The 21823-nt window shown below is 68.8% G+C and carries 19 protein-coding genes; 11 read left to right on the forward strand and 8 right to left on the reverse strand.

What is annotated here, in order from left to right; genetic code table 11:
- Window positions 1–59: 59 nt before the first annotated feature.
- Genes NTM_RS25625 through NTM_RS25640 form a run of 4 tightly spaced genes read left to right on the forward strand, consistent with a single transcriptional unit; the run spans window position 60 to window position 3686 of the window.
- The gene (locus tag NTM_RS25625; protein WP_163768902.1) at window positions 60–680 is read left to right on the forward strand and encodes a TetR/AcrR family transcriptional regulator; all 621 of its coding nucleotides are present in this window, start codon (window positions 60–62) and stop codon (window positions 678–680) included.
- The gene (locus tag NTM_RS25630) at window positions 677–1750 is read left to right on the forward strand and encodes a DNA polymerase IV (RefSeq protein ID WP_163768904.1); all 1074 of its coding nucleotides are present in this window, start codon (window positions 677–679) and stop codon (window positions 1748–1750) included. The genes NTM_RS25625 and NTM_RS25630 overlap by 4 nt, the downstream gene beginning before the upstream one ends.
- A gap of 51 nt (window positions 1751–1801) precedes the next feature.
- The gene (locus NTM_RS25635; RefSeq protein WP_163768905.1) at window positions 1802–2515 is read left to right on the forward strand and encodes a GAF domain-containing protein; all 714 of its coding nucleotides are present in this window, start codon (window positions 1802–1804) and stop codon (window positions 2513–2515) included.
- Between the two features lie 4 nt (window positions 2516–2519).
- Entirely contained in the window at window positions 2520–3686 is a 1167-nt protein-coding gene (locus NTM_RS25640) for an AAA family ATPase (protein WP_163768907.1), read from the forward strand.
- Between the two features lie 3 nt (window positions 3687–3689).
- On the opposite strand, the gene NTM_RS25645 is transcribed toward NTM_RS25640, so the two are convergent.
- The gene (locus NTM_RS25645; RefSeq protein WP_104863846.1) at window positions 3690–4562 is read right to left on the reverse strand and encodes an SDR family oxidoreductase; all 873 of its coding nucleotides are present in this window, start codon (window positions 4560–4562) and stop codon (window positions 3690–3692) included.
- A 33-nt stretch (window positions 4563–4595) separates the two neighbouring features.
- Complete coding sequence (locus NTM_RS25650) at window positions 4596–5216, reverse strand: TetR/AcrR family transcriptional regulator (RefSeq protein WP_179964000.1); 621 nt, start codon at window positions 5214–5216, stop codon at window positions 4596–4598.
- 117 nt (window positions 5217–5333) lie between these two features.
- Between NTM_RS25650 and NTM_RS25655 the strand changes: the two genes are divergently transcribed.
- Window positions 5334–6815 (forward strand): cytochrome P450, encoded by a 1482-nt coding sequence (locus NTM_RS25655; RefSeq protein ID WP_104863844.1) that lies wholly within the window; start codon window positions 5334–5336, stop codon window positions 6813–6815.
- A 76-nt stretch (window positions 6816–6891) separates the two neighbouring features.
- On the opposite strand, the gene NTM_RS25660 is transcribed toward NTM_RS25655, so the two are convergent.
- The gene (locus tag NTM_RS25660) at window positions 6892–7392 is read right to left on the reverse strand and encodes a 2-isopropylmalate synthase (RefSeq protein WP_163768909.1); all 501 of its coding nucleotides are present in this window, start codon (window positions 7390–7392) and stop codon (window positions 6892–6894) included.
- A gap of 217 nt (window positions 7393–7609) precedes the next feature.
- Between NTM_RS25660 and NTM_RS25665 the strand changes: the two genes are divergently transcribed.
- Window positions 7610–8368: a sulfite exporter TauE/SafE family protein gene (locus NTM_RS25665; RefSeq protein WP_232079843.1), complete on the forward strand. Its 759-nt coding sequence runs from the start codon at window positions 7610–7612 to the stop codon at window positions 8366–8368.
- Here the strand turns inward: NTM_RS25665 and NTM_RS25670 are convergent, their stop codons facing one another.
- The 3 genes from NTM_RS25670 to NTM_RS25680 form a co-directional block, all read right to left on the reverse strand.
- The gene (locus NTM_RS25670) at window positions 8369–9421 is read right to left on the reverse strand and encodes a phosphotransferase family protein (protein ID WP_163768911.1); all 1053 of its coding nucleotides are present in this window, start codon (window positions 9419–9421) and stop codon (window positions 8369–8371) included.
- Between the two features lie 88 nt (window positions 9422–9509).
- On the reverse strand, window positions 9510–11246 hold the full coding sequence (gene poxB, locus NTM_RS25675) for a ubiquinone-dependent pyruvate dehydrogenase (protein ID WP_163768913.1): 1737 nt from the start codon (window positions 11244–11246) through the stop codon (window positions 9510–9512).
- Window positions 11247–11319: 73 nt separating this feature from the next.
- Window positions 11320–12090 carry an SDR family NAD(P)-dependent oxidoreductase gene (locus tag NTM_RS25680; RefSeq protein WP_104863840.1) on the reverse strand — a complete coding sequence of 257 codons (771 nt, stop codon included), beginning with the start codon at window positions 12088–12090 and terminating at the stop codon, window positions 11320–11322.
- A 116-nt stretch (window positions 12091–12206) separates the two neighbouring features.
- Between NTM_RS25680 and NTM_RS25685 the strand changes: the two genes are divergently transcribed.
- The 5 genes from NTM_RS25685 to NTM_RS25705 all read left to right on the forward strand — a co-directional run bounded on the left by NTM_RS25685 (window position 12207) and on the right by NTM_RS25705 (window position 19430).
- Window positions 12207–13736, forward strand: coding sequence for a molybdopterin-dependent oxidoreductase (locus NTM_RS25685; protein WP_163768915.1), 1530 nt, complete (start codon window positions 12207–12209; stop codon window positions 13734–13736).
- Window positions 13737–13854: 118 nt separating this feature from the next.
- Window positions 13855–15417 carry an ATP-dependent DNA ligase gene (locus NTM_RS25690; RefSeq protein ID WP_104863838.1) on the forward strand — a complete coding sequence of 521 codons (1563 nt, stop codon included), beginning with the start codon at window positions 13855–13857 and terminating at the stop codon, window positions 15415–15417.
- A gap of 99 nt (window positions 15418–15516) precedes the next feature.
- Window positions 15517–17823 (forward strand): carbon starvation CstA family protein, encoded by a 2307-nt coding sequence (locus NTM_RS25695; RefSeq protein WP_163768917.1) that lies wholly within the window; start codon window positions 15517–15519, stop codon window positions 17821–17823.
- Window positions 17823–17960 (forward strand): CstA-like transporter-associated (seleno)protein, encoded by a 138-nt coding sequence (locus tag NTM_RS25700; RefSeq protein WP_318268588.1) that lies wholly within the window; start codon window positions 17823–17825, stop codon window positions 17958–17960. The genes NTM_RS25695 and NTM_RS25700 overlap by 1 nt, the downstream gene beginning before the upstream one ends.
- Before the next feature lie 63 nt (window positions 17961–18023).
- On the forward strand, window positions 18024–19430 hold the full coding sequence (locus NTM_RS25705) for an MFS transporter (RefSeq protein WP_163768919.1): 1407 nt from the start codon (window positions 18024–18026) through the stop codon (window positions 19428–19430).
- Between the two features lie 73 nt (window positions 19431–19503).
- On the opposite strand, the gene NTM_RS25710 is transcribed toward NTM_RS25705, so the two are convergent.
- Both NTM_RS25710 and NTM_RS25715 read right to left on the reverse strand, forming a co-directional pair.
- A complete protein-coding gene (locus NTM_RS25710) occupies window positions 19504–20742 on the reverse strand; it encodes a cytochrome P450 (protein ID WP_104863836.1) in 1239 nt (412 codons plus the stop codon).
- Complete coding sequence (locus NTM_RS25715) at window positions 20739–21776, reverse strand: LLM class F420-dependent oxidoreductase (RefSeq protein WP_179964002.1); 1038 nt, start codon at window positions 21774–21776, stop codon at window positions 20739–20741. Before NTM_RS25715 ends, NTM_RS25710 begins: the two co-directional genes overlap by 4 nt.
- Window positions 21777–21823: the final 47 nt, after the last annotated feature.

Below are 21823 nucleotides of genomic sequence, written 5' to 3' on the forward strand. Positions count from 1 at the left end.
GTGCCGCACTGTCTAACCGGACTATAGTCCGCTCTATTCCGCCGGGTTAAAGTTGCCTGGTGAGCGCAGTCGAGGGACGCAACGAGCTGCCGGTGCTGCCGGTCGCCGATGCCGCCTCGGCACCCGAGCGCGGCGATGCCGCGCGCAACAGGGCGCTGCTTCTCGACGCGGCACGACGCCTGATCGACGAACACGGCGCGGATTGCGTGACCACCGACGACATCGCGGCCGCGGCGGGCGTCGGCAAGGGCACGCTGTTCCGTCGGTTCGGCAGCCGCGCCGGTCTGATGGTCGTACTCCTCGACGAGGACGAGAAAGCGTTCCAGGAGGCCGTCCTGTTCGGGCCTCCCCCGCTCGGCCCGGACGCACCGCCGCTGGAGCGCCTGCTCGCCTACGGCCGGGAGCGGCTCAAGTTCGTCCAGATCCATTACGAGCTGCTGTCCAACGCGGTCCGCGACCCGCAGATGCGCTACAACGCACCGATGAGCCTGCACCTCCGCCACGTCCGGCTGTTGCTCGAATCGGCGGGCACCACCGGAGATCTCGACGCCCAGGCGACAGCGCTGACCGCGCTGCTCGACGCCGACCACGTCCATCACCAACTGGCCGATCTTGGTTTGTCCGAGCAGCACATCGGCGACGCGTGGGAGACGGTGGCGCGCAAGCTCTGCGGCACATGACCGAGTCCGGCGTGGCCCAGGAACGGGACTGGATCCTGCACGTCGACATGGATCAGTTCCTCGCCTCGGTGGAGCTGCAACGCCGCCCCGACCTGGTCGGTCTGCCCGTCATCGTCGGCGGTGGCGGCGACCCCACCGAAGCCCGCAAGGTGGTCACCTGCGCCTCCTATGAGGCCCGCGCCTTCGGGGTGCACGCCGGGATGCCGTTGCGCGCCGCGGCGCGCCGCTGCCCCGACGCGACGTTCCTGCCGTCGGACCCCGAGGCCTACGACGCGGCATCCGAGCGGGTGATGGGACTTCTCCGCGACCTCGGACATCCCGTGGAGGTGTGGGGCTGGGACGAGGCGTACGTCGGTGCGCGCGTGGCCGATCCGATCGCGCTGGCCCGGCGGATCCAGGACGTGGTCTCCTCCGAGACGGGGATGTCGTGCTCGGTCGGGATCAGCGACAACAAGCAGCGCGCCAAGGTCGCCACCGGTTTCGGCAAGCCGGCCGGCATCCACATGCTCACCGACGACAACTGGATGGCCACGATGGGCGACCGTCCTGTCGAGGCGCTCTGGGGCGTCGGCCCCAAGACCGCGAAAAAGCTTGCGACGATGGACATCACCACCGTCGCGGATCTCGCGCGCACCGATCCGGCCGCGCTCACCGCCGCGTTCGGACCGTCGACCGGACTGTGGATCCTGTTGCTGGCCAAAGGCGGCGGGGACAGCACGGTCAGCGCCGAACCCTGGGTCCCGCGATCCCGCAGCCATGTCGTCACGTTCACCCATGATCTGACCGATCGCGCCGAGATGGACGCCGCGGTGACCGACCTCGCCGAGCGGACCCTGGCCGAGGTTGTCGCACAACAACGCACCGTCACCCACGTCGCGGTCACCGTACGCACGGCCACGTTCTACACGCGCACCAAGATCCGCAAACTGGGCGAACCGACCACCGACGCCGACCCGGTGATCGCCACCGCACTCGACCTGCTCGGGCGGTTCGACCTGGACCGCCCGATCCGGTTGCTTGGGGTCCGGCTGGAGCTCGCGATGCCGGCTCCGGCCGCACCTGCGCGCTGACCGCGGGCCGGAACGTCCTCACTCGTCGGGCAGCCAGGTTACGGTGGCCTCATGGCGTGGGTTCCCGGGTTCGACGAGCGACTCGACGCCGCGCTGCACGACGAGGCGGCGCGCGCCGGTGAGCCGGTCGACATGTTCGTCGCCAGGGCCGTGGCCGCCCGCATCGCCGTCGAGATGGCCCGCCGCAGCGACCCGGCCCTCGCCGAGATCCTGGACCGGATCCGGTCGATGGACCTGGCCCCTCCCAAGCCGGGTATGCGCCCCGAGACCGGCGCCGTGATCGCCGACCCCGAACGCCTGCAGGCGCTCCACGAGACCGGGCTGCTCAACGCCCGCAGCGGCTCGCTCCTGGACCGCGTGGTCGAGATGGCAGTCGGGGCGCTGGCCGTCCCGTCCGCGGCGGTCTCACTCGTCGATCAGGACACGATGTACGTGCCGAGCGCGATCGGGCTGCCCCACGAGATCGCCGCCCTGCGCCAGATCCCTTTGCAGCGTTCGATTTCCAGGCCGATCGTCACCACCGGTGCGGCGGTGATCACCGAGGACGCCCGGACCCATCCGGCGTTGATGAACCATCCGATGGTGCTCGACGGGTACGTGGTCGGGTTCGCCGCGATGCCGATCACCAACCCCGACGGCCACACCATCGGCGCACTGGCGGTGTGGGACTCCAAACCCAGACCCTGGACCCGCGGCCACCTTCAGATCCTCGAGGACTTCACCGCGGTCATCTGCGGCCGGATCTTCGACACCTCCACCGACTGACCGCATGCTCGATACCGTCGCCATCCGCGGGTACCGCTCGCTGCGTGAACTGGTCCTGCCGCTGCGCAGGCTGACCGTCGTCACGGGGGCGAACGGGACCGGAAAGTCGTCGCTGTACCGCGCGCTGCGGCTGCTCGCCGACTGTGGCCGCGGCGAGGTGATCGCGTCGTTCGCCCGCGAGGGCGGGGTCGCGTCGGCGATGTGGGCGGGACCCGAGAATCTCGGCGGCGCCCGGCGCACCGGCACGGCGCAGGGCGGCCCGCGGACAAGGTCGGTGTCCATCGAAATGGGTTATGCCTCAGATGATTTCGGCTATCTGATCGATCTCGGCCTGCCACAGGCCCAGCAGTCGGCGTTCGGCCGGGATCCGGAGGTCAAGCGCGAGCTCGTCTTCGCCGGGCCGGTGGCCCGCCCCACCACGACGCTGGTGCGCCGGGTGCGCGGGATGGTCGAGGTCGTCGCGGAATCCGGGCACGGCTTCGACGAGCTGGCCCGCAACATGCCTGCTCACCGCAGCGTCCTCGCCGACTGGGCAGGCGCCGCACCGGAATTGGTGATGGTGCGGGAACGGCTGCGCAACTGGCGTTTCTACGACGGGTTCCGGGCCGACGCGACGGCGCCGGCCCGGCTGCCGCAGGTGGGCACCAGGACGCCGGTGCTTGCCGACGACGGCGCCGACCTGGCCGCGGCGATCCAGACGATCCTGGAGACCGGCGCCGAGGACCTACCGCGCGCCGTGGCGGACGCGTTCGACGGCGCCGGCGTCTCGGTGGCCGTCACCGACGGCCTTTTCGATCTGCAGCTGCACCAGCAGGGTATGTTGCGCCCGCTGCGCAGCGCCGAGATCTCCGACGGCACACTGCGTTTCCTGCTCTGGGCGGCGGCGCTGCTGAGCCCGCAGCCGCCGTCGCTGATGGTGCTCAACGAACCTGAGACCTCGTTGCACCCGGACCTGGTCGCGCCGCTGGCCTCGTTGATCGCCGAGGCTGCGACCCGGACCCAGGTCGTCGTGGTGACCCATTCCCCGATCCTGCGGGAACGTCTCGGCGCGCAGCCACTGGGCTCCGACGCCGACGCGTGGGAGATCGAGCTCTACAAGGACTGGGGTGAGACGAAAGTGGTGGGCCAGGACCTCTCGACCATGCCGCCGTGGGACTGGGGTCGGCGCTGACCCTCAGCGCCGCTTGGGTTTCGGCCGCAGGGCACGGCTGAAGATCGGGTTGACCTGCTTCATCGCGGCCGCGTAGGGCAGCCACATCGTGCGCTTGAACAGGTACAGCGCCCGGATGTCGGGCGAGGTGTAGATCAGGTAGCGGTTCTTGGCCACCCCGGCCAGGATCTTGTCGGCGGCGACCTCCGGGGACACCGCGTGCCCGGCGAACCGCGACGTCCACTTCTGCACCCGCGGGTCGTCGCGATCGACGCCGGCGATGCGGACCGTATCGACCAGTGGGGTGCGCACCGCACCGGGCACCACCACCGACACGCCGATCCGGTAGCGCGCGAGGTCGAATCGCAGCACCTCCGACAGCCCCCGCAGCCCGTACTTGCTGGCGCTGTAGGCGGCGTGCCAGGGCAGCGCCACGATGCCCGCGGCCGAGGACACGTTGACCAGATGACCGCCGCGGCGCGCCTTCATCATCGGCGGAACGAAGCTCTCGATGACGTGGATCGGGCCCTTGAGATTGATGTCGATCAGCGACATCCAGTCCTGGTGCGACAGCGTGTCCACGGTCCCCCAGGCCGAGATGCCGGCGATGTTCATCACGATGTCCATCGGCGGGTGCCCGGCATGGATGTGTTCGGCGAACGCGGCCACCGCGTCGTGGTCGGAGATGTCGAGCGCGCGGTGTTCGGCCACCACCCCGCCGAGAGCGCGGGCGTCGGCGACAGTCTGTTCCAGCCCGTCGGCGTCACGGTCGGTGAGGTACAGCGCGGCACCCTGGGCGGCGAGCTTCAGCGCGGTGGCACGCCCGATACCGCTGGCGGCCCCGGTCAGCAGACACCGCTTGCCCGCGAACACGTCAGAACCGTTGCGCTGCGCCATGTGACGCGACACTACCGGCGCAGACGGGCCGATCTAGTCGCCGCCCCACAGGCTGCTCTGCCACAGCCGTTCCAGCACCTCCAGCGAGCGGGCCGGGTCCTGGCCGCGGCCGACGAACGCGCTGTCGAGGGCCAGCGTCGACGACGTCACCGCGATCATCATCCGCACCAGGGCGGGCAGGTCCTCGGAGATCGGACGGGCGCCGGAGTCCTGCTCGACGAGCCCGACGATCTTGTCGACCACTCCGTCCTGGAAGTCGTCCATGATCTCGCGGATCTGCGCGTCGGTGTTCCGCGCGAGACTGCAGGCGGCCATGATCGGGTCGTTGGACGCGAACACCGTCTTGGCGTAGCCGACCATGCGCGAGGAGAACTCGGCCGGGGACTCGGTGGCCTCGCGCGGCGCGAAGTCGTGGGTGAGCTTGTCCAGTTCGGCCATCGCATCGGCGATGATCACCGCCAGCACCGCGTACTTCGAGTCGAAGTAGAAGTAAAAGCCGGACCTCGCGACACCGGCACGCTCGCTGATCGTGCTCACCGACAGTTCGGCGAACGGGCGCTCGTGCAACAGCTCGCGCACCGCGGCGACGATCGCATCCCGCTGCCGGTCGCCTCGACTACGACGGAGGTCGGTGGGGGCGGGTTCGGCCGTCATGGCAGTAAACCTTGGCATTGCGCCACCTCAAGCACAAACTTGACATGCGTCAAGACTGTGATCAGGATATCGGTTGAGTGACATCTACCACAACCCTTCACCCCCAGGAGTGCTCAGATGCCGACGATCAGCACCGCCGATTACTTGCTTGACCAGGCCAAAAGGCGGCTGAAGCCGACACCGGTGACCCTGCCGGGAATGGGAGCGATCGAAAAGCGCCTGCTCAAGCACAACTTCGACGAGATCATCCTGGCCGAGCCACCGGCCGGCAGCGGACTCAAGGCGGTCCGGGGCGACAACGGACTGCCGATCATCGCGCACATGATCGAGATGTTCCGGGGCGGGCCGGACTTCATCCTGCACCAGTACCGCAAGTACGGACCCGTCTACTACTCCGGCTCGCAGGTGCTGCCGGCGGTCGGCGCGCTCGGCCCCGACGCCACCCAGGCGGTGTTCACCAATCGCAACAAAGACTTCTCCCAGCGCGCCTGGGATCCGGTGATCGGCCCGTTCTTCGAGGGCGGCCTGATGCTGCGCGACTTCGACGACCACATGTATCACCGCCGGATCATGCAGGAGGCGTTCACCCGCACCCGGCTCACCGGCTACGTCGAGCACATCGACTCGGTGGCCTCGAAGGTGATCGCCAACGACTGGGTCGCCAACGATCCGCGGTTCCTGTTCCACCCCCGGGTCAAGGAACTGACCCTCGACATCGCGTCGGTGGTCTTCATGGGCCACAAGGCCGGCACCGACAAGGAGCTGGTGACCACCGTCAACGAGGCGTTCACCACCACCACCCGGGCCGGCAACGCGATCGTGCGCAAGCCGGTGCCGCCTCTGACCTGGTGGCGCGGCATCCAGGCCCGCAAGACGCTGGAGGACTACTTCTACGCCCGCATCGCCGAGAAGCGGCGGTCGGAGAGCACCGACATGTTCAGCGTGCTGTGCCATGCGCAGGACGAGGACGGCGGCAGCTTCACCGACCAGGACGTCGTGAGCCACATGATCTTCCTGATGATGGCCGCCCACGACACGTCGACCTCGACGATGACCACGATGGCCTACCACCTGGCCGCCAACCCGGAGTGGCAGGAGCGCTGCCGCGACGAGTCCGCGCGGATCGGCGACGGCCCGCTCGACATCGAGGCGCTGGAGAAGCTCGAGACCTACGACCTGGTGATCAACGAGGCGCTGCGGATGATGACCCCGCTGCCGTTCAACTTCCGCCAGGCCGTGCGCGACACCGACCTGCTGGGCTTCTTCATCCCGGCGGGCACCGCGATCATGACGTGGCCCGCGCTGAACCACCGGCTTCCCGAGCTGTGGACGGACCCGGAGAAGTTCGACCCGGATCGCTTCTCCGAGCCGCGCAGCGAGCACAAGAAGCACCGTTACGCGTTCGCACCGTTCGGCGGCGGCGCCCACAAGTGCATCGGCATGGTGTTCGGCCAGCTGGAGATCAAGACGGTGATGCACCGCCTGCTGCGTAAGTACCGCCTCGAGCTGCCGCATCCGGGCTACAAGCCGTGGTACGACCACGGCGGTATGTCGGTACCGGTCGACGGCATGCCGATCGTGTTGCGCCCGCTGCACTGACGCTTCTCACCGCCGGGATCGTGCTCCAGCACACCGCTGGCTCGCGGTCCCGGCGGTCTTTTGTTCCGGTGGGTTCTTATCCGGCCAGCAACCGGTTCGCGCACGCGATGACGGCGTGCAGCGCCGAGTCGATCGGATCGTCGGACCAGCCCATCGCCCAGCGGTCGCTGCCGTCGCCGCGGCTGCCCCGGATGAACGTCGCGGTGTGCTCGCCCGCGGGCAGCTGGTGGAACGCGGTCATCTCCACGCCGATCCCGCGTTCGTAGAGCATCTCGGTCAGCGCCGCCACCGGGCCGCACGCCGACGCGCGGGCGGTGCCGATCCGGTCCCCGAGCGCCAGCGTGGCCTGATAGGTGCGCGCCTGCGGGCCGAGCTTCGCGGCGGGCCGGTCACCGTCGGTGCAGGCCCACTGCCGCAGCCGCAGCGGACCGGTCGAGGCCGAATACTCGGCGAGGAACTCGTCGAAGGACTTGCTCTCGGCCGTTGCGCGCAGCGCGCGCGGCATCCGGCCGTCGACGTAGGTGGCGAACGACGACACGTTCGTGGACTGGGCGGGAGTGCCGATTGGGGAGTTCATGTGCCGGACCTTCTCGATGGAGAGGAAGTGACCGACGAAATAGCAACCGACCCACAGCGAGGGGTCGGTCAGGATCAGACCCCGCTGCGGGTTGCTACTACGAGTCGCATCGGCACGTGAGCGATGCTAGACCTGCCCGCTCGGGATGCGCAAACACTTATCCCCGCGCGCCGATGCCCGGCGCGCCGCCCATCGCCGGTGCGGGCAGACTGTCCGGGTGTCCTGGTCGCATACGGTGCTGCTGTTCGCGGCCGGAATCCTCGGCGGCCTGACCGGAAGCATCGCCGGGCTCGCGTCGGTGGCGACCTATCCGGCGCTGCTGCTCACCGGCCTGCCGCCGGTCACCGCCAACGTCACCAACACCGCGGCGCTGGTGTTCACCGGGGTCGGCTCGGTGTGGGGGTCGCGACCCGAGCTCAAGGGTCAGGGCCGGCTGCTGCTGCGCACCGTGCCGTTCGCCGCCGCCGGTGGTGTCGCGGGCGCCGCACTGCTGCTGACCACCCCGGCGGAGGGCTTCGAACGGGCGGTGCCGGTGCTGCTGGGGTTCGCGGCGATGGCGATCCTGTTGCCGGTGCGGCCGCCTCGGGACGGCTCCGACGGCGGCCCGCGCGTCACCACCCGGGTGTTGCAGGGCGGTGCGGTCCTCGCGATCTGTATCTACGGCGGGTACTTCGGCGCCGCCGCGGGAGTCCTGCTGCTGGCGTTGTTCCTGCGGATGGGCCACGAGACGCTGGCACACGCCAACGCGATCAAGAATGTGGTCCTCGGCATCTCCAACGGTGTTGCCGCGCTGGTCTTCGCGGTGCTGGCCCCGGTGCAGTGGACGGCGGCGGTGACGCTCGGTCTGGGTTGCCTGGTGGGTGGCCGGCTCGGACCGGTGGTGGTACGGCACGCGCCGGACCGGCCGCTGCGGATCGCGATCGGGATCGCCGGCATCGCGCTGGCGGTCAAGCTCGGTTTCGACGCCTACCGCTGATCACACGAACGGGTTGTCGCCCTTGGTCACCCGGGTTCCCAACGCCACGAGATTCTCCGCGGACGCGTGCAGCCGCTCCCCCGCCTCGGCGCTGGCCTGCCCGGCCAGATAGCGCGACCAGGTGCCCTCGATGACGATCCCGAGCTTGAAGCAGGCCATCGCGACGTACCAGTCCAGGTGCTCGGTGCGGCGGCCGTCGGCGGCGCGGTAGGCCTCGATCAGCTCGGCACGGGTGGCGAGTCCGCCGAGCCCCGCGAGTGCGGATCCGGCGTCGATCGGGTTCGGGCCGTCGGGCCAGCAGACCAGCATCCATCCGAGGTCGAGCAGCGGGTCGCCGACGGTGCACATCTCCCAGTCGATGAACGCGGCCAGTTCGGGAACCTCGCGACGCAGCAGCACATTGTTGAGGTGGCAGTCGCCGTGCATGATCCCGGGCTCGTCGTCCGGCGGCCGGTGCGCGTCCAGCCAGTCGGCCAACGCGCGCACCGACGGGAACGACTCGGGTGCGTAGTTGTCGTGGCGGTAGCTCTCCAGCAGCTTCATGAACTGCGGAACCTGGCGCGCCAGAAACGATCCCGGCCGTTTGATGGCCGCCAGCGGGCTGCCCTCCCACGGCACCCGGCCGAGCCGCGCCAGGCTGGCGGCGTACGACAGCCCCACCTGGTGGCGCATTCCCGCATCGCGCACATAGGACTCGGCGGTGTCGGTGCCGGGATTGAACCCGTCGACGGCCTGCATCAGGTAGAACACGACGCCGAGCACGTCGAGGTCCTCGCAGCCGGCGATCAGTTCGGGGTGGGGCACGTCGGTGCCCTTGAGTGTCTGCAGCACCGCGATCTCGCGGCGCATGGTGTTGTCACTGGTAGGGCGCGGATGTTCGGGCGGGCGGCGCAGCACCACCGCACGCCCGTCGAGCAGCAGGCGCACGACGATGTTCTGCGAACCGCCGGTCAACGGCTCGACGTCGGTGACCGTGGACCCGATCCGTGTCGCCCGCACCCAGGTCTGCAGCGCGTCGATCTCGGCGTCGGTCAGGGGCACGTCGACAGGCATGCCGTCATCGTGTCAGGTTCTGACCTCGGATGGCCGGAGAACCCAGGGTTGCAACGTCATCCACGAGCCGTCATCCACAGCCGCCGGCTCAGTCCAGGATGCGCCGCGCGACGTTGGTGGTCACCAGGTCGAGCAGTTCGTCCGAACGCCCGGCGAGGATCGTTCTGATCGCGTACAGCGAGAAACCCCTGGCCTGTTCGGCCGTGATCGCCGGCGGGATGGACAGCTCCTGGCGGGCGGTCACGACGTCCACGACGGCCGGTCCGTCGACGGCGAACGCGTCGGCGAGCGCCGCCTGGAGCTCATCGGGTCGTTCGACCCGGCGCCCGAAGATCCCCAACGCATGGGCGACGTCGGCGAAGTTCGGGTTGGCCAGGTCGGTGCCGAAGTTGACGATTCCGGCGGCCTTCATCTCGAGCTCGACGAAGTTCAGCGACGAGTTGTTGAACACCACGATCTTCACCGGCAGCCGATTCTGGACGAGCGTGATCAGCTCCCCGAACAGCATCGTCAGCCCGCCGTCACCGGCCAGCGCGACGACCTGGCGCCGCGGGTATGCGGTCTGGGCGCCGATCGCGTGGGGCAGCGCGTTGGCCATCGTGCCGTGGTTGAACGACCCGATGAGCCGGCGCCGCCCGTTCATCGACAGGTAGCGCGCCGCCCACACCACCGGCGACCCGACGTCGACGGTGAACACCGCATCGTCGGCTGCCAGCGTATTGACCAGTCCCGCAACGTATTCCGGCCGGATCGGGGTGCGGTCGCGATCGTTGACCGCGAGGTCGTCGAGGGTCTTGCGGGTTCTGCGGTAATGCCGCAGCGCGCGATCCAGATGGGCGCTGTCACTCTTGGGCCGCAGCAGCGGCTGCAACGCGGCCAGGGTGTCGGCGACGGTGCCGACCAGACCGAGGTCGATCGGCGTGCGCCGGCCCAGGTTTCGTCCGCGGATGTCGACCTGGATGACGTTGGCGTGGTCGGGATAGAACTGCTGATACGGGAAGTCGGTGCCGAGCATCAACAGCGTGTCGGCCTCTTTGATGGCTTTGTAGCCGGACGCGAAACCGAGCAGCCCGGTCATCCCGACGTCATACGGGTTGTCGTACTCGATGAATTCCTTGCCTCGCAACGCATGCACGACAGGCGCCTTCAAGGTGGCGGCGAGCGTGACGAGCGCGTCGTGCGCGCCTTCCACACCCGCACCGCCGAGGACCGTGACCGCGTGCGCATCGTTGAGGATCGCCGCGGCCGCACGCAGCGATGCGTCGTCGGGGCGGGACTGCGAACGCGTCGCGACGACGGGCTTGGTCTGCCAGGGCGTCGGATCGGCCTTCGCCGAGAAGATCTCGCCGGGGATCACCACGACGGCGACACCGCGCTCCTCGACGGCGGCGCGCATCGCCATGTGCAGGATGCGCGGCAGCATCTCCGGGGTGCTGACCAGTTCGACGTAGACGCTGCACTCGCGGAACAGATCCTGCGGGTGCGTCTCCTGGAAGTATCCGGAGCCGATCTCGGTGCGTGGGATGTGCGCGGCGATCGCCAGCACCGGCACCCGGCTGCGCTGGGCGTCGAACAGCCCGTTGATCAGGTGCAGGTTTCCCGGCCCGCAACTGCCCGCGCACACTGCGAGCTCTCCGGTCAGCGCGGCATCGGCCGCGGCGGCGAACGCCGCGGTCTCCTCGTGGCGGACGTGTTCCCACGAGATCGCGCCGGAGCGGCGGAGCGCATCGGTGAACCCGTTGAGACTGTCACCCGGTAGTCCGTAGACCCGCCGCACCCCGCTGGCTCGAAGGGTCGCGATGACGTGGTCTGCGACGGTGGCCATGCCTATCACCGTAATGGCGAATCGGGCGCGTCAGGCGACTCTCATCGTCACTTAACGCGCCCGATTCGGTGAATCACTTCGGGGCGAAGCGCTGCCCGGCGTCCAGGCGCAGACACTGCCCGTTGAGCATCGGGTTCTCCACGATCGCGACGGCGAGCTTCGCGTACTCCTCCGGCTTGCCAAGACGCTTCGGGAAAGCCGCATCCTTGGTCAGCACACTGACGTATTCGTCGGGAATGCCCTCGGTCAGGCCGGTCGCGAACAGGCTCGGCGCGATCGCGAGTGCGCGGATGCCCAGACTGCCGAGGTCACGCGCCATGGTCAGGCACATGCCGGCGATGGCGGCCTTGGACGCGGTGTAGGCGACCTGACCGATCTGGCCCTCGAACGCCGCGATCGACGCGGTGTTGATGATCACGCCACGCTCCTCGGCCTCGTCGTCGACCGGGTCGTTCTTGCTCATCTGCCAAGCGGCCAGCCGACTGATGTTGAAGGTGCCGATCAGGTTCAGGTCGATGCTCTTGCGGAACGACTCCAGGCTGTGCGGCCCGTCCTTCTTCACCGTGCGCTCGGCGATACCGCCACCCGCGGTGGTGACCGCGATGTGCAGGTTGCCGCCCAGCGCCTCGACCGCGCTGCCGAGCACCGACTCGGTGCCGTCGAAATCGGTGATGTCGACCTCGTGGAAGGAGCCACCGATCTGATCGGCCACCTCCTTGCCCTTGGACTGCGGACGGTCCAGGATCGCGACACTCGCGCCGCGCTTGGCCAGCGCCTCCGCGGTCGCCCGGCCGAAGCCCGATGCCCCGCCGACGACGATGGCCTTCTTGCCCTCGATCTCCATCTGCCTCCCTTTCCCAACTTTCCAATTAGCGATCGATGTGTAAAGCCCACATGCAACCTAGCCGATGACATCGTTCGGTAAGGATTTCGGGCTCCGCGCGGCGGTAACTTGGCTCTATGACCCCACTCGGTACCAAGGCCCTGGGTGGCGTCGCCGCCGCCGCCGTGGCCGTCGGGGTCGCACAACTCGTCGGCGCCGCGTTCGGCCCCGAGGCCGACGTGCGCACCGCCGTCGGATCGGCCGTCATCGACAACACCCCGGGCCCGGTCAAGGAATGGGCCATCGCGACGTTCGGCACCGCCGACAAGCTCTTCCTGACCGTGATGGTGCTACTGGCGATCGCCGCGATCGCCGCGCTGGCCGGCATCGCGGAGTCCCGGCGCAGGCCGATCGGCAGCACCATCGTCGTGGTGGCCGGCGGGGTCGGCGCCGCGGCGGTGCTGTCCCGCGCCGGCGCCGGGCCGGCCGATGTCATCCCGACGGTGATCGGTGCGGCGTGCGGGGTCGCGGCGCTACGGCTGCTGACCTCGCGCCGGCTCGACGGCGAGGCGCCCGAACGCGGCACCGATCCGGACCGGCGGCGCTCACTGGTGACCCTCGGACTGCTCGGCGCGGGTGTGGCCGGCGGGGTCCTCGGCGTGGTGATCAGCCGGCTGACCTCCTCGGTGGCCGGCGACCGCGACGCCTACGCGCTGCCCCGCATCGCCGAACCGGCCCCGCCGATCCCGCCGACGGTGCAACCGGACGGGGTGGCGCTGCCGTCGTTCGTGACGAGCAACGCCGACTTCTACCGCATCGACACCGCGCTGACGGTCCCCCAACTGAGCCGCGCCGACTGGCGGTTGCGTATCCACGGCATGGTGGACCGCGAGGTCACGCTCACCTATTCCGATCTCGACCGCTTCGAGGTCGTCGAGCAGGCGGTCACGCTGACGTGTGTCTCCAATCCTGTTGGCGGTGAGTTGATCTCGAATGCGGTGTGGACCGGCTACCGGGTCGCCGACATTCTCGCCGAGGCCGGCGTGCAGACCGACGCCGACATGGTGCTGTCCCGGTCGGTGGACGGGTGGACGGCGGGAACCCCGGTCGAGGCGCTCACCGCCGGTGATGCGCTGTTGGCGATCGGTATGAACGGCGAGCCGCTCCCGGTCGAGCACGGCTACCCGGCCCGGCTCGTGGTGCCCGGGTTGTACGGCTACGTCTCGGCGACCAAGTGGGTCACCGGGTTGGAGCTGACCCGCTTCGACCGCGCCGAGGCGTACTGGACACGGCTGGGCTGGTCGCCACGCGGCCCGATCAAGACCGAATCGCGGATCGACGTCCCGCGCAGCGGACAGGACGTCGCCGTCGGCCCGGTGACGTTCGGCGGCGTCGCGTGGGCCCAGCGCCGCGGGATCCGCGACGTCGAGGTGCAGATCGAGGGCCCGGGCGGGAAGACCGGTTGGCAGCGCGCGACGCTCGGGCAGAGCTACTCGAACGACACCTGGCGGCTGTGGAGTTTCCCGTGGGAGGCCACCGAGACCGGCATGCACACCATCACCGTGCGCGCCACCGACAACAGCGGCTACACCCAGACCCCCGACCGCGCCGACCCCGTCCCCGACGGGGCGACCGGCTGGCATTCGGTCACCTTCGCGGTGAGATGACCCGCCGAAACTGCATTCCAGCAGGTCTCTACTCGAGTTTTCACTGCCGGAACGCAATTTCGGCGGGATCGACAGGTCGCCGGGTTTGAGAGGTCGCCGGAGTTGAGAGGATTCTTACGTGTTGCTCGTCGACGTCGCCGACGCCTCCCGGGAGGTGGCGGCCACCTCTGCCCGGTCGGCCAAGATCGCGCGGCTGGCCGACCTGCTGCGCGGCGCAGGCCCCGAGGACGTCCCGACGGTGGTGTCCTGGCTGTCGGGCGTGCTGACCCAGCGCCAGATCGGGGTCGGCTGGGCGTCGCTACGCACCGTCCCCGCGCCGGCCGCACAGCCCACCCTGGCAGTCGACGACGTCCAGCGGCGCTTCGACGAGATCAAGGCGACCACCGGCAAAGGGTCACAGGCCCGCCGCGCCGAGCTGCTCGCCGAACTGTTCTCGGCGGCCACCGACGGCGAACAGACGTTCCTGCGCCGGCTGCTCACCGGCGAGCTGCGCCAGGGCGCTCTGATCGGCGTGATGGCCGACGCGGTCGCCAGGGCCACCGAGGTTCCCGTCGCCGCGGTGCGCCGGGCCGCGATGCTCGGCGGCGAACTTCCCGCGGTGGCCGCAGCGGCGCTGCGCGGCGGCGAGGCGGCGCTGGCGGAGTTCACTCTGCGGGTCGGCACCCCGGTCGGACCGATGCTCGCCCAGACCGCCACCGGCGTGGGTGATGCGCTCGACCGCCTCGGCGGCACCGCGATGTTCGAGGCCAAGCTCGACGGCGCCCGCGTGCAGATCCACCGGCGCGGCGACGAGGTGTCGGTCTACACCCGCAGCCTCGACGATGTCACCGCGCGGCTGCCCGAGGTCGTCGACGCGACGCTGGCGCTGCCGGTCACCGACCTGATCGCCGACGCCGAAGCCATCGCGCTGCGCCCCGACGGCCGTCCGCACCGGTTCCAGATCACCGCGTCCCGGTTCGGCCGCCGCGGCGGCGCGACCGGTCCGGCCACGCACATGCTGTCGGTGTTCTTCTTCGACGTGTTGCACCTCGACGGTGACGACCTGCTGGATTTGCCGGCCCACCAGCGCATCGCCAGGCTGGAGGCGATCACGCCGGACACCCAGCGGGTGGACCGACTCGTCACCTCCGACCCGGCGGCCGCGCAGACGTTCGTGGAGCGCACGCTGGCCGCCGGCCACGAGGGGGTGATGGCGAAATCGCCGGACGCGCCGTACGAGGCGGGCCGCCGCGGCGCGGGCTGGCTCAAGATCAAACCGGTGCACACCCTCGACCTGGTGGTGCTGGCCGTGGAGTGGGGGTCGGGCCGGCGCACCGGCAAGCTGTCGAACATCCATCTCGGCGCCCGCGACCCCGCGACCGGCGGCTTCGTGATGCTCGGCAAGACGTTCAAGGGGATGACCGACGAGATGCTGGCCTGGCAGACGCAGCGGTTCCTCGAGCTGGCCGACCCAGCGGCTCAGGCCGCGACATCAGACCGAAGCCCGACCGACCAGTACGTGGTGACGGTGCGCCCCGAACAGGTCGTCGAGATCGCGTTCGACGGGCTGCAGACCTCGACCCGGTATCCGGGCGGAATGGCGTTGCGCTTCGCGCGGGTGCTGCGCTACCGCGACGACAAGAGCGCCGCCGAGGCCGACACCATCGACACGGTCCGCGAGCTCTACACCAGCGCCGACTGAATCGATCCCCGGATTTCCCACACCCGCCGTTTGCGCGGTGGAAGTATCGGCTAGAGGCATGTGATTCAGGGCACACAGTCGAGCCGACGAGGGAGAACCGTGGCCACACCCACCGCCGCGTCATCGGACCGAATCGAAGAGACGGTCGGCGACATCACCTACATCCGCACCGACAAGGATCTGCCGCCGGTCGCGATCGTCGACAGATCACCGATCACCGTCAAACACCGGATCATCTTCGGGGTCGTCGCCGTGCTCGGCGCCGTCGCGTGGGCGATCATCGCGTTCTTCCGAGGGGAGACCGTCAACGCGGTGTGGTTCGTGATCGCCGCGATCTGCACCTACGTGCTCGGCTTCCGGTTCTACGCCCGGCTGATCGAGATGAAGATCGTCCGGCCTCGCGACGACAACGCCACGCCCGCAGAGGTTTTCGAGAACGGCACCGATTATCTGCCCACCGATCGCAGGGTGCTCTACGGCCACCACTTCGCCGCGATCGCCGGTGCGGGCCCGCTCGTCGGACCGGTGCTGGCCACCCAGATGGGCTATCTGCCCGGCGCGATCTGGATCATCATCGGCGCCGTCGTCGCCGGCTGCGTGCAGGACTACCTGGTGCTGGCCATCTCGGTGCGGCGCCGGGGCCGCTCGCTGGGGCAGATGGCGCGCGACGAACTCGGCGCGGTCGGCGGCATCGCCGCGATCGTCGGCGTGCTGGTGATCATGGTGATCCTGCTCGCGGTGCTGGCGTTGGTGGTCGTCAACGCACTCGGCGAGAGCCCGTGGGGCGTGTTCTCGATCGCGATGACGATCCCCATCGCGATCTTCATGGGTCTGTACCTGCGATTCCTGCGGCCCGGCCGGGTGTCGGAGGTGTCGCTGATCGGGGTGGCGCTGCTGCTGCTGGCCGTCGTGGCCGGCGGCTGGGTCGCCGAGACCTCCTGGGGCACCGAGTGGTTCACCCTCTCGAAGGTCACGTTGTCGTGGTGCATCATCATCTACGGTCTGGCCGCATCGGTGCTGCCGGTGTGGCTGCTGTTGGCGCCGCGCGACTATCTGTCGACGTTCATGAAGGTCGGCACGATCGCGCTGCTGGCCGTCGGCATCCTGATTGCCCGCCCGGTGATGGAAGCCCCCGCGATCTCGCAGTTCGCCACCAGCGGCACCGGGCCGGTGTTCGCCGGCTCGCTGTTCCCGTTCCTGTTCATCACCATCGCCTGCGGCGCGCTGTCGGGGTTCCACGCGCTGATCTCCTCGGGCACCACCCCGAAGCTGCTGGAGAAGGAAAGCCAGATGCGGCTCATCGGCTACGGCGGCATGCTGACCGAGTCGTTCGTCGCGATCATGGCGCTGATCACCGCCGCGATCCTGAACCAGCACCTGTACTTCGTGATGAACGCCCCGGCCGCGTCGACGGGCACCACCGCCCAAAGCGCAGCCGACTACGTCAACGGCCTCGGGCTGTCCGGGGCGCCGATCACCGCGCAGGAGATCGACGACGCCGCCCGCGGTGTCGGCGAGAACTCCATCGTGTCGCGGACTGGCGGCGCCCCGACACTGGCGTTCGGGATGTCGGAGGTGCTGCACAAGGTCTTCGGCGGTGAAAGCCTCAAGGCGTTCTGGTACCACTTCGCGATCATGTTCGAGGCGCTGTTCATCCTCACGACGGTCGACGCCGGCACCCGCGTCGCGCGCTTCATGCTCTCCGACGGCCTGGCCAACCTGGGCGGTCCGCTCAAGAAGCTGCGCAACCCGAGTTGGCGTGTCGGCGCGTGGATCTGCAGCGTGATCGTCGTCGCGGCGTGGGGGTCGATCCTGCTGATGGGCGTCACCGATCCGCTCGGCGGCATCAACACGCTGTTCCCGCTGTTCGGCATCGCCAACCAACTGCTCGCCGCGATCGCGCTGACCGTGGTCACCGTCGTCGTGATCAAACGCGGACTGCTGAAATGGGCGTGGATACCCGGGATTCCACTGCTGTGGGACCTCACGGTCACGATGACGGCGTCCTGGCAGAAGATCTTCTCCGGCGATCCCAAGGTCGGCTACTGGACCCAGCACTTCCAGTACCGCAACGCCCGCGACGCCGGCCAGACCAGCTTCGGCGCGGCCAAGGACGCCGGACAGCTCGACGCGGTCATCCGCAACACGTTCATCCAGGGCACGCTGTCGATCGTGTTCGCGGTACTGGTGATCATCGTGTTCGCCGCGGGCGTGGTGGTCGCGGTGCGCGTCCTGCGCGGACAGGGCAGCCCGTTGTCCGAGGACGACCCGGTGCCGTCACGGATCTTCGCGCCGTCGGGGATGTTGATGACCTCAGCCGAGAAGGAGGTGCAGAAACAATGGGACGCGCGACCGAAAACACCCGCCGGGTCCTCGGCCACATCGGCTGGTACTGGAAATCCCTGATGGGCGACAACCACTATCAGCGCTATCTGGAACACCACGCCCGGGTGCACGACGGCGGGACCCCGATGACGGAGCGTGAGTACTGGCGGCACCGCCACGCCCAGGCCGATGCCGCGCCGGGGGTTCGCTGCTGCTGACCCGACACGCGTACTGAGCACTTCTCCGTGTACAACCGGCGCGACAAGATCGGCGCTGGCATGATGACCCCTGCCGAAAAAGGGGGTTCAGCCGTGAGCAACGCGGTCACAGCGCACGATGTCGTCGACGGGGTTCCGCGCCGACGGATCGTCATCGCGTCGATGGTCGGGACGACGATCGAGTTCTACGACTTCTACATCTACGCGACCGCGGCGGTGTCGGTGTTCCCGCACCTGTTCTTCCCGAAGGGCGACTCCACCACCGCGCTGCTGGCCTCGCTGGCGACGTTCGGCCTCGCGTTCGTGGCGCGCCCGCTGGGCTCGATCCTGTTCGGGCACTTCGGCGATCGCGCGGGCCGCAAGACCACGCTGGTGGCCTCACTGCTGCTGATGGGGATCGCGACGTTCGCGATCGGGCTGCTGCCGACGTACTCGCAGGTCGGCATCATCGCCCCCGCACTGCTCGCGCTGATGCGGTTCTGCCAGGGCCTGGCGCTCGGCGGGGAGTGGAGCGGTGCGGCGCTGCTGGCCACCGAGACCGCCGCCCCGGGCAAGCGCGGCTGGGCCGCGATGTGGCCGCAGCTCGGCGCACCGTTCGGGTTCCTGCTGGCCAACGGCCTGTTCATCACGCTGATCCTGATCCTCGGCCACAGCAACGTCAGCCCCGAACTGGACGGCGCGTTCCTCACCTGGGGCTGGCGGGTGCCGTTCCTGCTGAGCGCGGTGATGGTCATCATCGGCCTGTACGTGCGGCTGCGCATCCTGGAGACCCCGGTGTTCACCCGCGCCGTCGAGCGCGGCGAGAAGGTCAAAACGCCGCTGGCCGAGGTGTTCCGGACCAGCTGGCGACAGCTGATCATCGGCACGTTCGTGATGCTGGCGACCTACACGCTGTTCTACATCGTGACCACGTGGGTGCTGAGCTTCGGCACCGGCAAGAAGCCACCGGAGGGCACCGGGCTCGGGTTCCCGTACGTCGACTTCCTGCAGATGCAGTTGATCGCGGTGCTGTTCTTCGCCGCGGCGTTGCCGCTGTCGGGTTATCTGGCCGACCGGGTCGGCAGGCGGCGGCTGCTGTTGTTCGTCACGGCCGGGATCATGGCCTACGGCGCGCTGTTCGCGCCGATGCTGGGTTCGGCCGACACCTCGTTCGGCACCATGCTGGTGTTCCTGATCATCGGCATGACGCTGATGGGCTTCACGTTCGCGCCGATGAGCGCGGTGCTCCCCGAGATGTTCCCGACGAATGTGCGCTACACCGGATCCGGCATCGCCTACAACGCGTCGAGCATCCTCGGTGCCGCCGTGGCCCCGTTCATCGCGACGTGGCTCGCCACGTCCTACGGCGTCTCGTGGGTCGGCCTGTACCTGTTCATCGCGGCGTCGTTGACGTTCGTCGCGATCCTGGTGATGAGGGAGACCAGGGACGCCTCGCTCGACAGCGTGGACCGCGTCGAACTCACTCCGTAGCCACCCGCGCCGAAATTGCGTTCCAGCAGGCTCTCACTCGAACTTTCGCTGTTGGAATGCAGTTTCGGCGAGGTCAGCGCGTCAGCTGGTAGCGGATCGGCAGGTGCTTGAGCCCGCCGACGAAGATCGTCGCGATGTGCTCGGGCTTTCCGGCCAGCTCGACCGATGTCAGGCGTGGCAGCAGCTCGGAGAAGAAACTGTTGATCTCCATGCGCGCCAGCGCCGCGCCGAGGCAGAAGTGCACGCCGTAGCCGAACGCGACATGCTTGTTCGGGTCGCGGCCGACGTCGAAGGTGAACGGATCGGCGAAGATCTCCTCGTCGCGGTTTCCCGACGGGTAGGACAGCAGCACCGACTCCCCCGCCGCGATCGGGACACCGCGAACCTCGGTGTCGCGCTGGGCGGTTCGCATGAACTCCTTGACCGGGGTGACCCAGCGGATCATCTCCTCGACCGCCAGCGGCAGCAGCTCGGGATTCCGCTGCAGCCGGGCCAGCTGGTCCGGGTTCTCGATCAGTGCCTGCAGGCCACCGGAGATCGTCGCGCTGGTGGTGTCGTGGCCCGCGGTGGCGACGATCAGGTAGTAGGACACGGTGTCGATGTCGGACAGCGGTTCACCGTCGATGCGGGCGTTCGCGATCGCCGACGCCAGGTCCTCGGTCGGGTTCGCGCGCCGGGCCGCGGTGAGCTCGTTGAAGTAGGTGAACATGTCGAACAGCGCGAGCCCGCGCTCCTCCATGGTCGTACCGCGCTGCAATTCGGCATCGTCGCTGCCGAACAGCTCCTGGGTGTAGGTCAGCATCCGCCCGAAGTCGGATTCCGGGATGCCGAGCAGGGACATGATCACGTACAGCGGGAAGTTCACCGCGACCTCCTGGACGAAGTCGCATTCACCGCCGCGGTCGTACATCTGGTCGACGAAGGTCTTGGCCAGTTCGTCGACGCGAACCTTCAACGCGCGCATGGCTTTCGGCCGGAACCAGTCGGCGCCGATGGCGCGGACCTTGCGGTGCTGCGGGTCGTCCATGTGGATCAGCGTGCTGACCCCCATGCTGGCGTGCTGGGCGTCACCCTCGGCGGTGGTCAGCACCGGCCGCGGCGAGTTGGTGAACACCTCGTTGTCCCGCTCGATCGCCATGATGTCGGCGTGCTTGGTGATCGCCCAGAACGGGTTGTAGCCCTCGACGTCGACCCACGAGACGGGCGCGTTCGCTCGCAGGTGGGCCATCGCCGCGTGCAGGCGCTTCTCGTCGGCGTAGGCCGTCGGGTCGGCGAAGACCCTGCCGGCCTCGTCGGCAACTCGAACGCTCATGACGTCTCCTCAGCTTGCAGTTCCGAGACGATGCCGACGACCGTCGACTCGTCGATGGACGGCGGAAAACCCACCAGCACACGGTCGATCAGACCGTCGCAGCGGGCGCGGATCCCGTGCACCACCTCGTCGACGGGTGCCACGACGGCGAACTCGGCGAGCATCGTGTCGTCGATGAGCGTGCCCATCGTGTCCCACTCGCCTTCGCGCGAGAGTCGGTGCAGTTCGGTCTGCAGCTCCCCCCAGCCGTGCAGTTCCAGCACCCCACGGTAGGCGGGGGTCGACGCGTAGAACGCGATCTGCTTGCGGGTGGCCACCGCGTTGGCTGCGAGTTCGTCCTCGTCGCGGCCGGTGACCACGAACAACGGGCTGGACACCACCACGTCGCCGCGCACGCGGCCGGCGCGCGCAATGCCGCGTTCCAGCGTCGGGATCGTCACCTCCCGGACATAGCGCTGCGTCGAGAAGGCATGCGCGAGCAGGCCGTCGGCGACCTCACCGCACATCTCGGTCATCCGGTCGCCGACCGCGGCGACGAACACCTTGGGGTCGCCGTGGGCGTGCTGCTGCGGCACGAACATCGGGGTCATCAACGTGTGCGTGTAGAACTCGCCCTCGAAGTCCAGTCTCGTGCCGTCACGCCAGCACGCCCAGATCGCGTGCAGCGCCTGCACGAACTCGCGCATCCGGGCCACCGGACTGCTCCACGGCATGCTGAACCGCTTCTCGACATGCGGCTTGATCTGCGACCCGAGCCCGAGCAGCAGCCGGCCCTGCGAATAGTCCTGCAGGTCCCAGCCGATCTGCGCGACGGTCATCGGATTGCGCGCGAACGCGACCGCGATGCTGGTGCCCAGTTCGATGCGCTCGGTGTGCTCGGCGGCCAGGGTCAGCGGCAGGAACGGATCGTGGTTGATCTCGGCCGTCCAGCAGCCGTCGTAGCCGCGCCGTTCCAGGGTTCTCGCGGCGGCGGGAACGTGGGAAAGTTGGCTCACCACGGCAGCGTCCACCTTGAGGCCACCTCCCGCACCCATGCTGGATGAAGCTACAGTAAGCAATTCAGTAAGGTCAACGTTGCGAG

Source organism: Mycolicibacterium parafortuitum (assembly GCF_010725485.1).
GTDB lineage: Bacteria > Actinomycetota > Actinomycetes > Mycobacteriales > Mycobacteriaceae > Mycobacterium.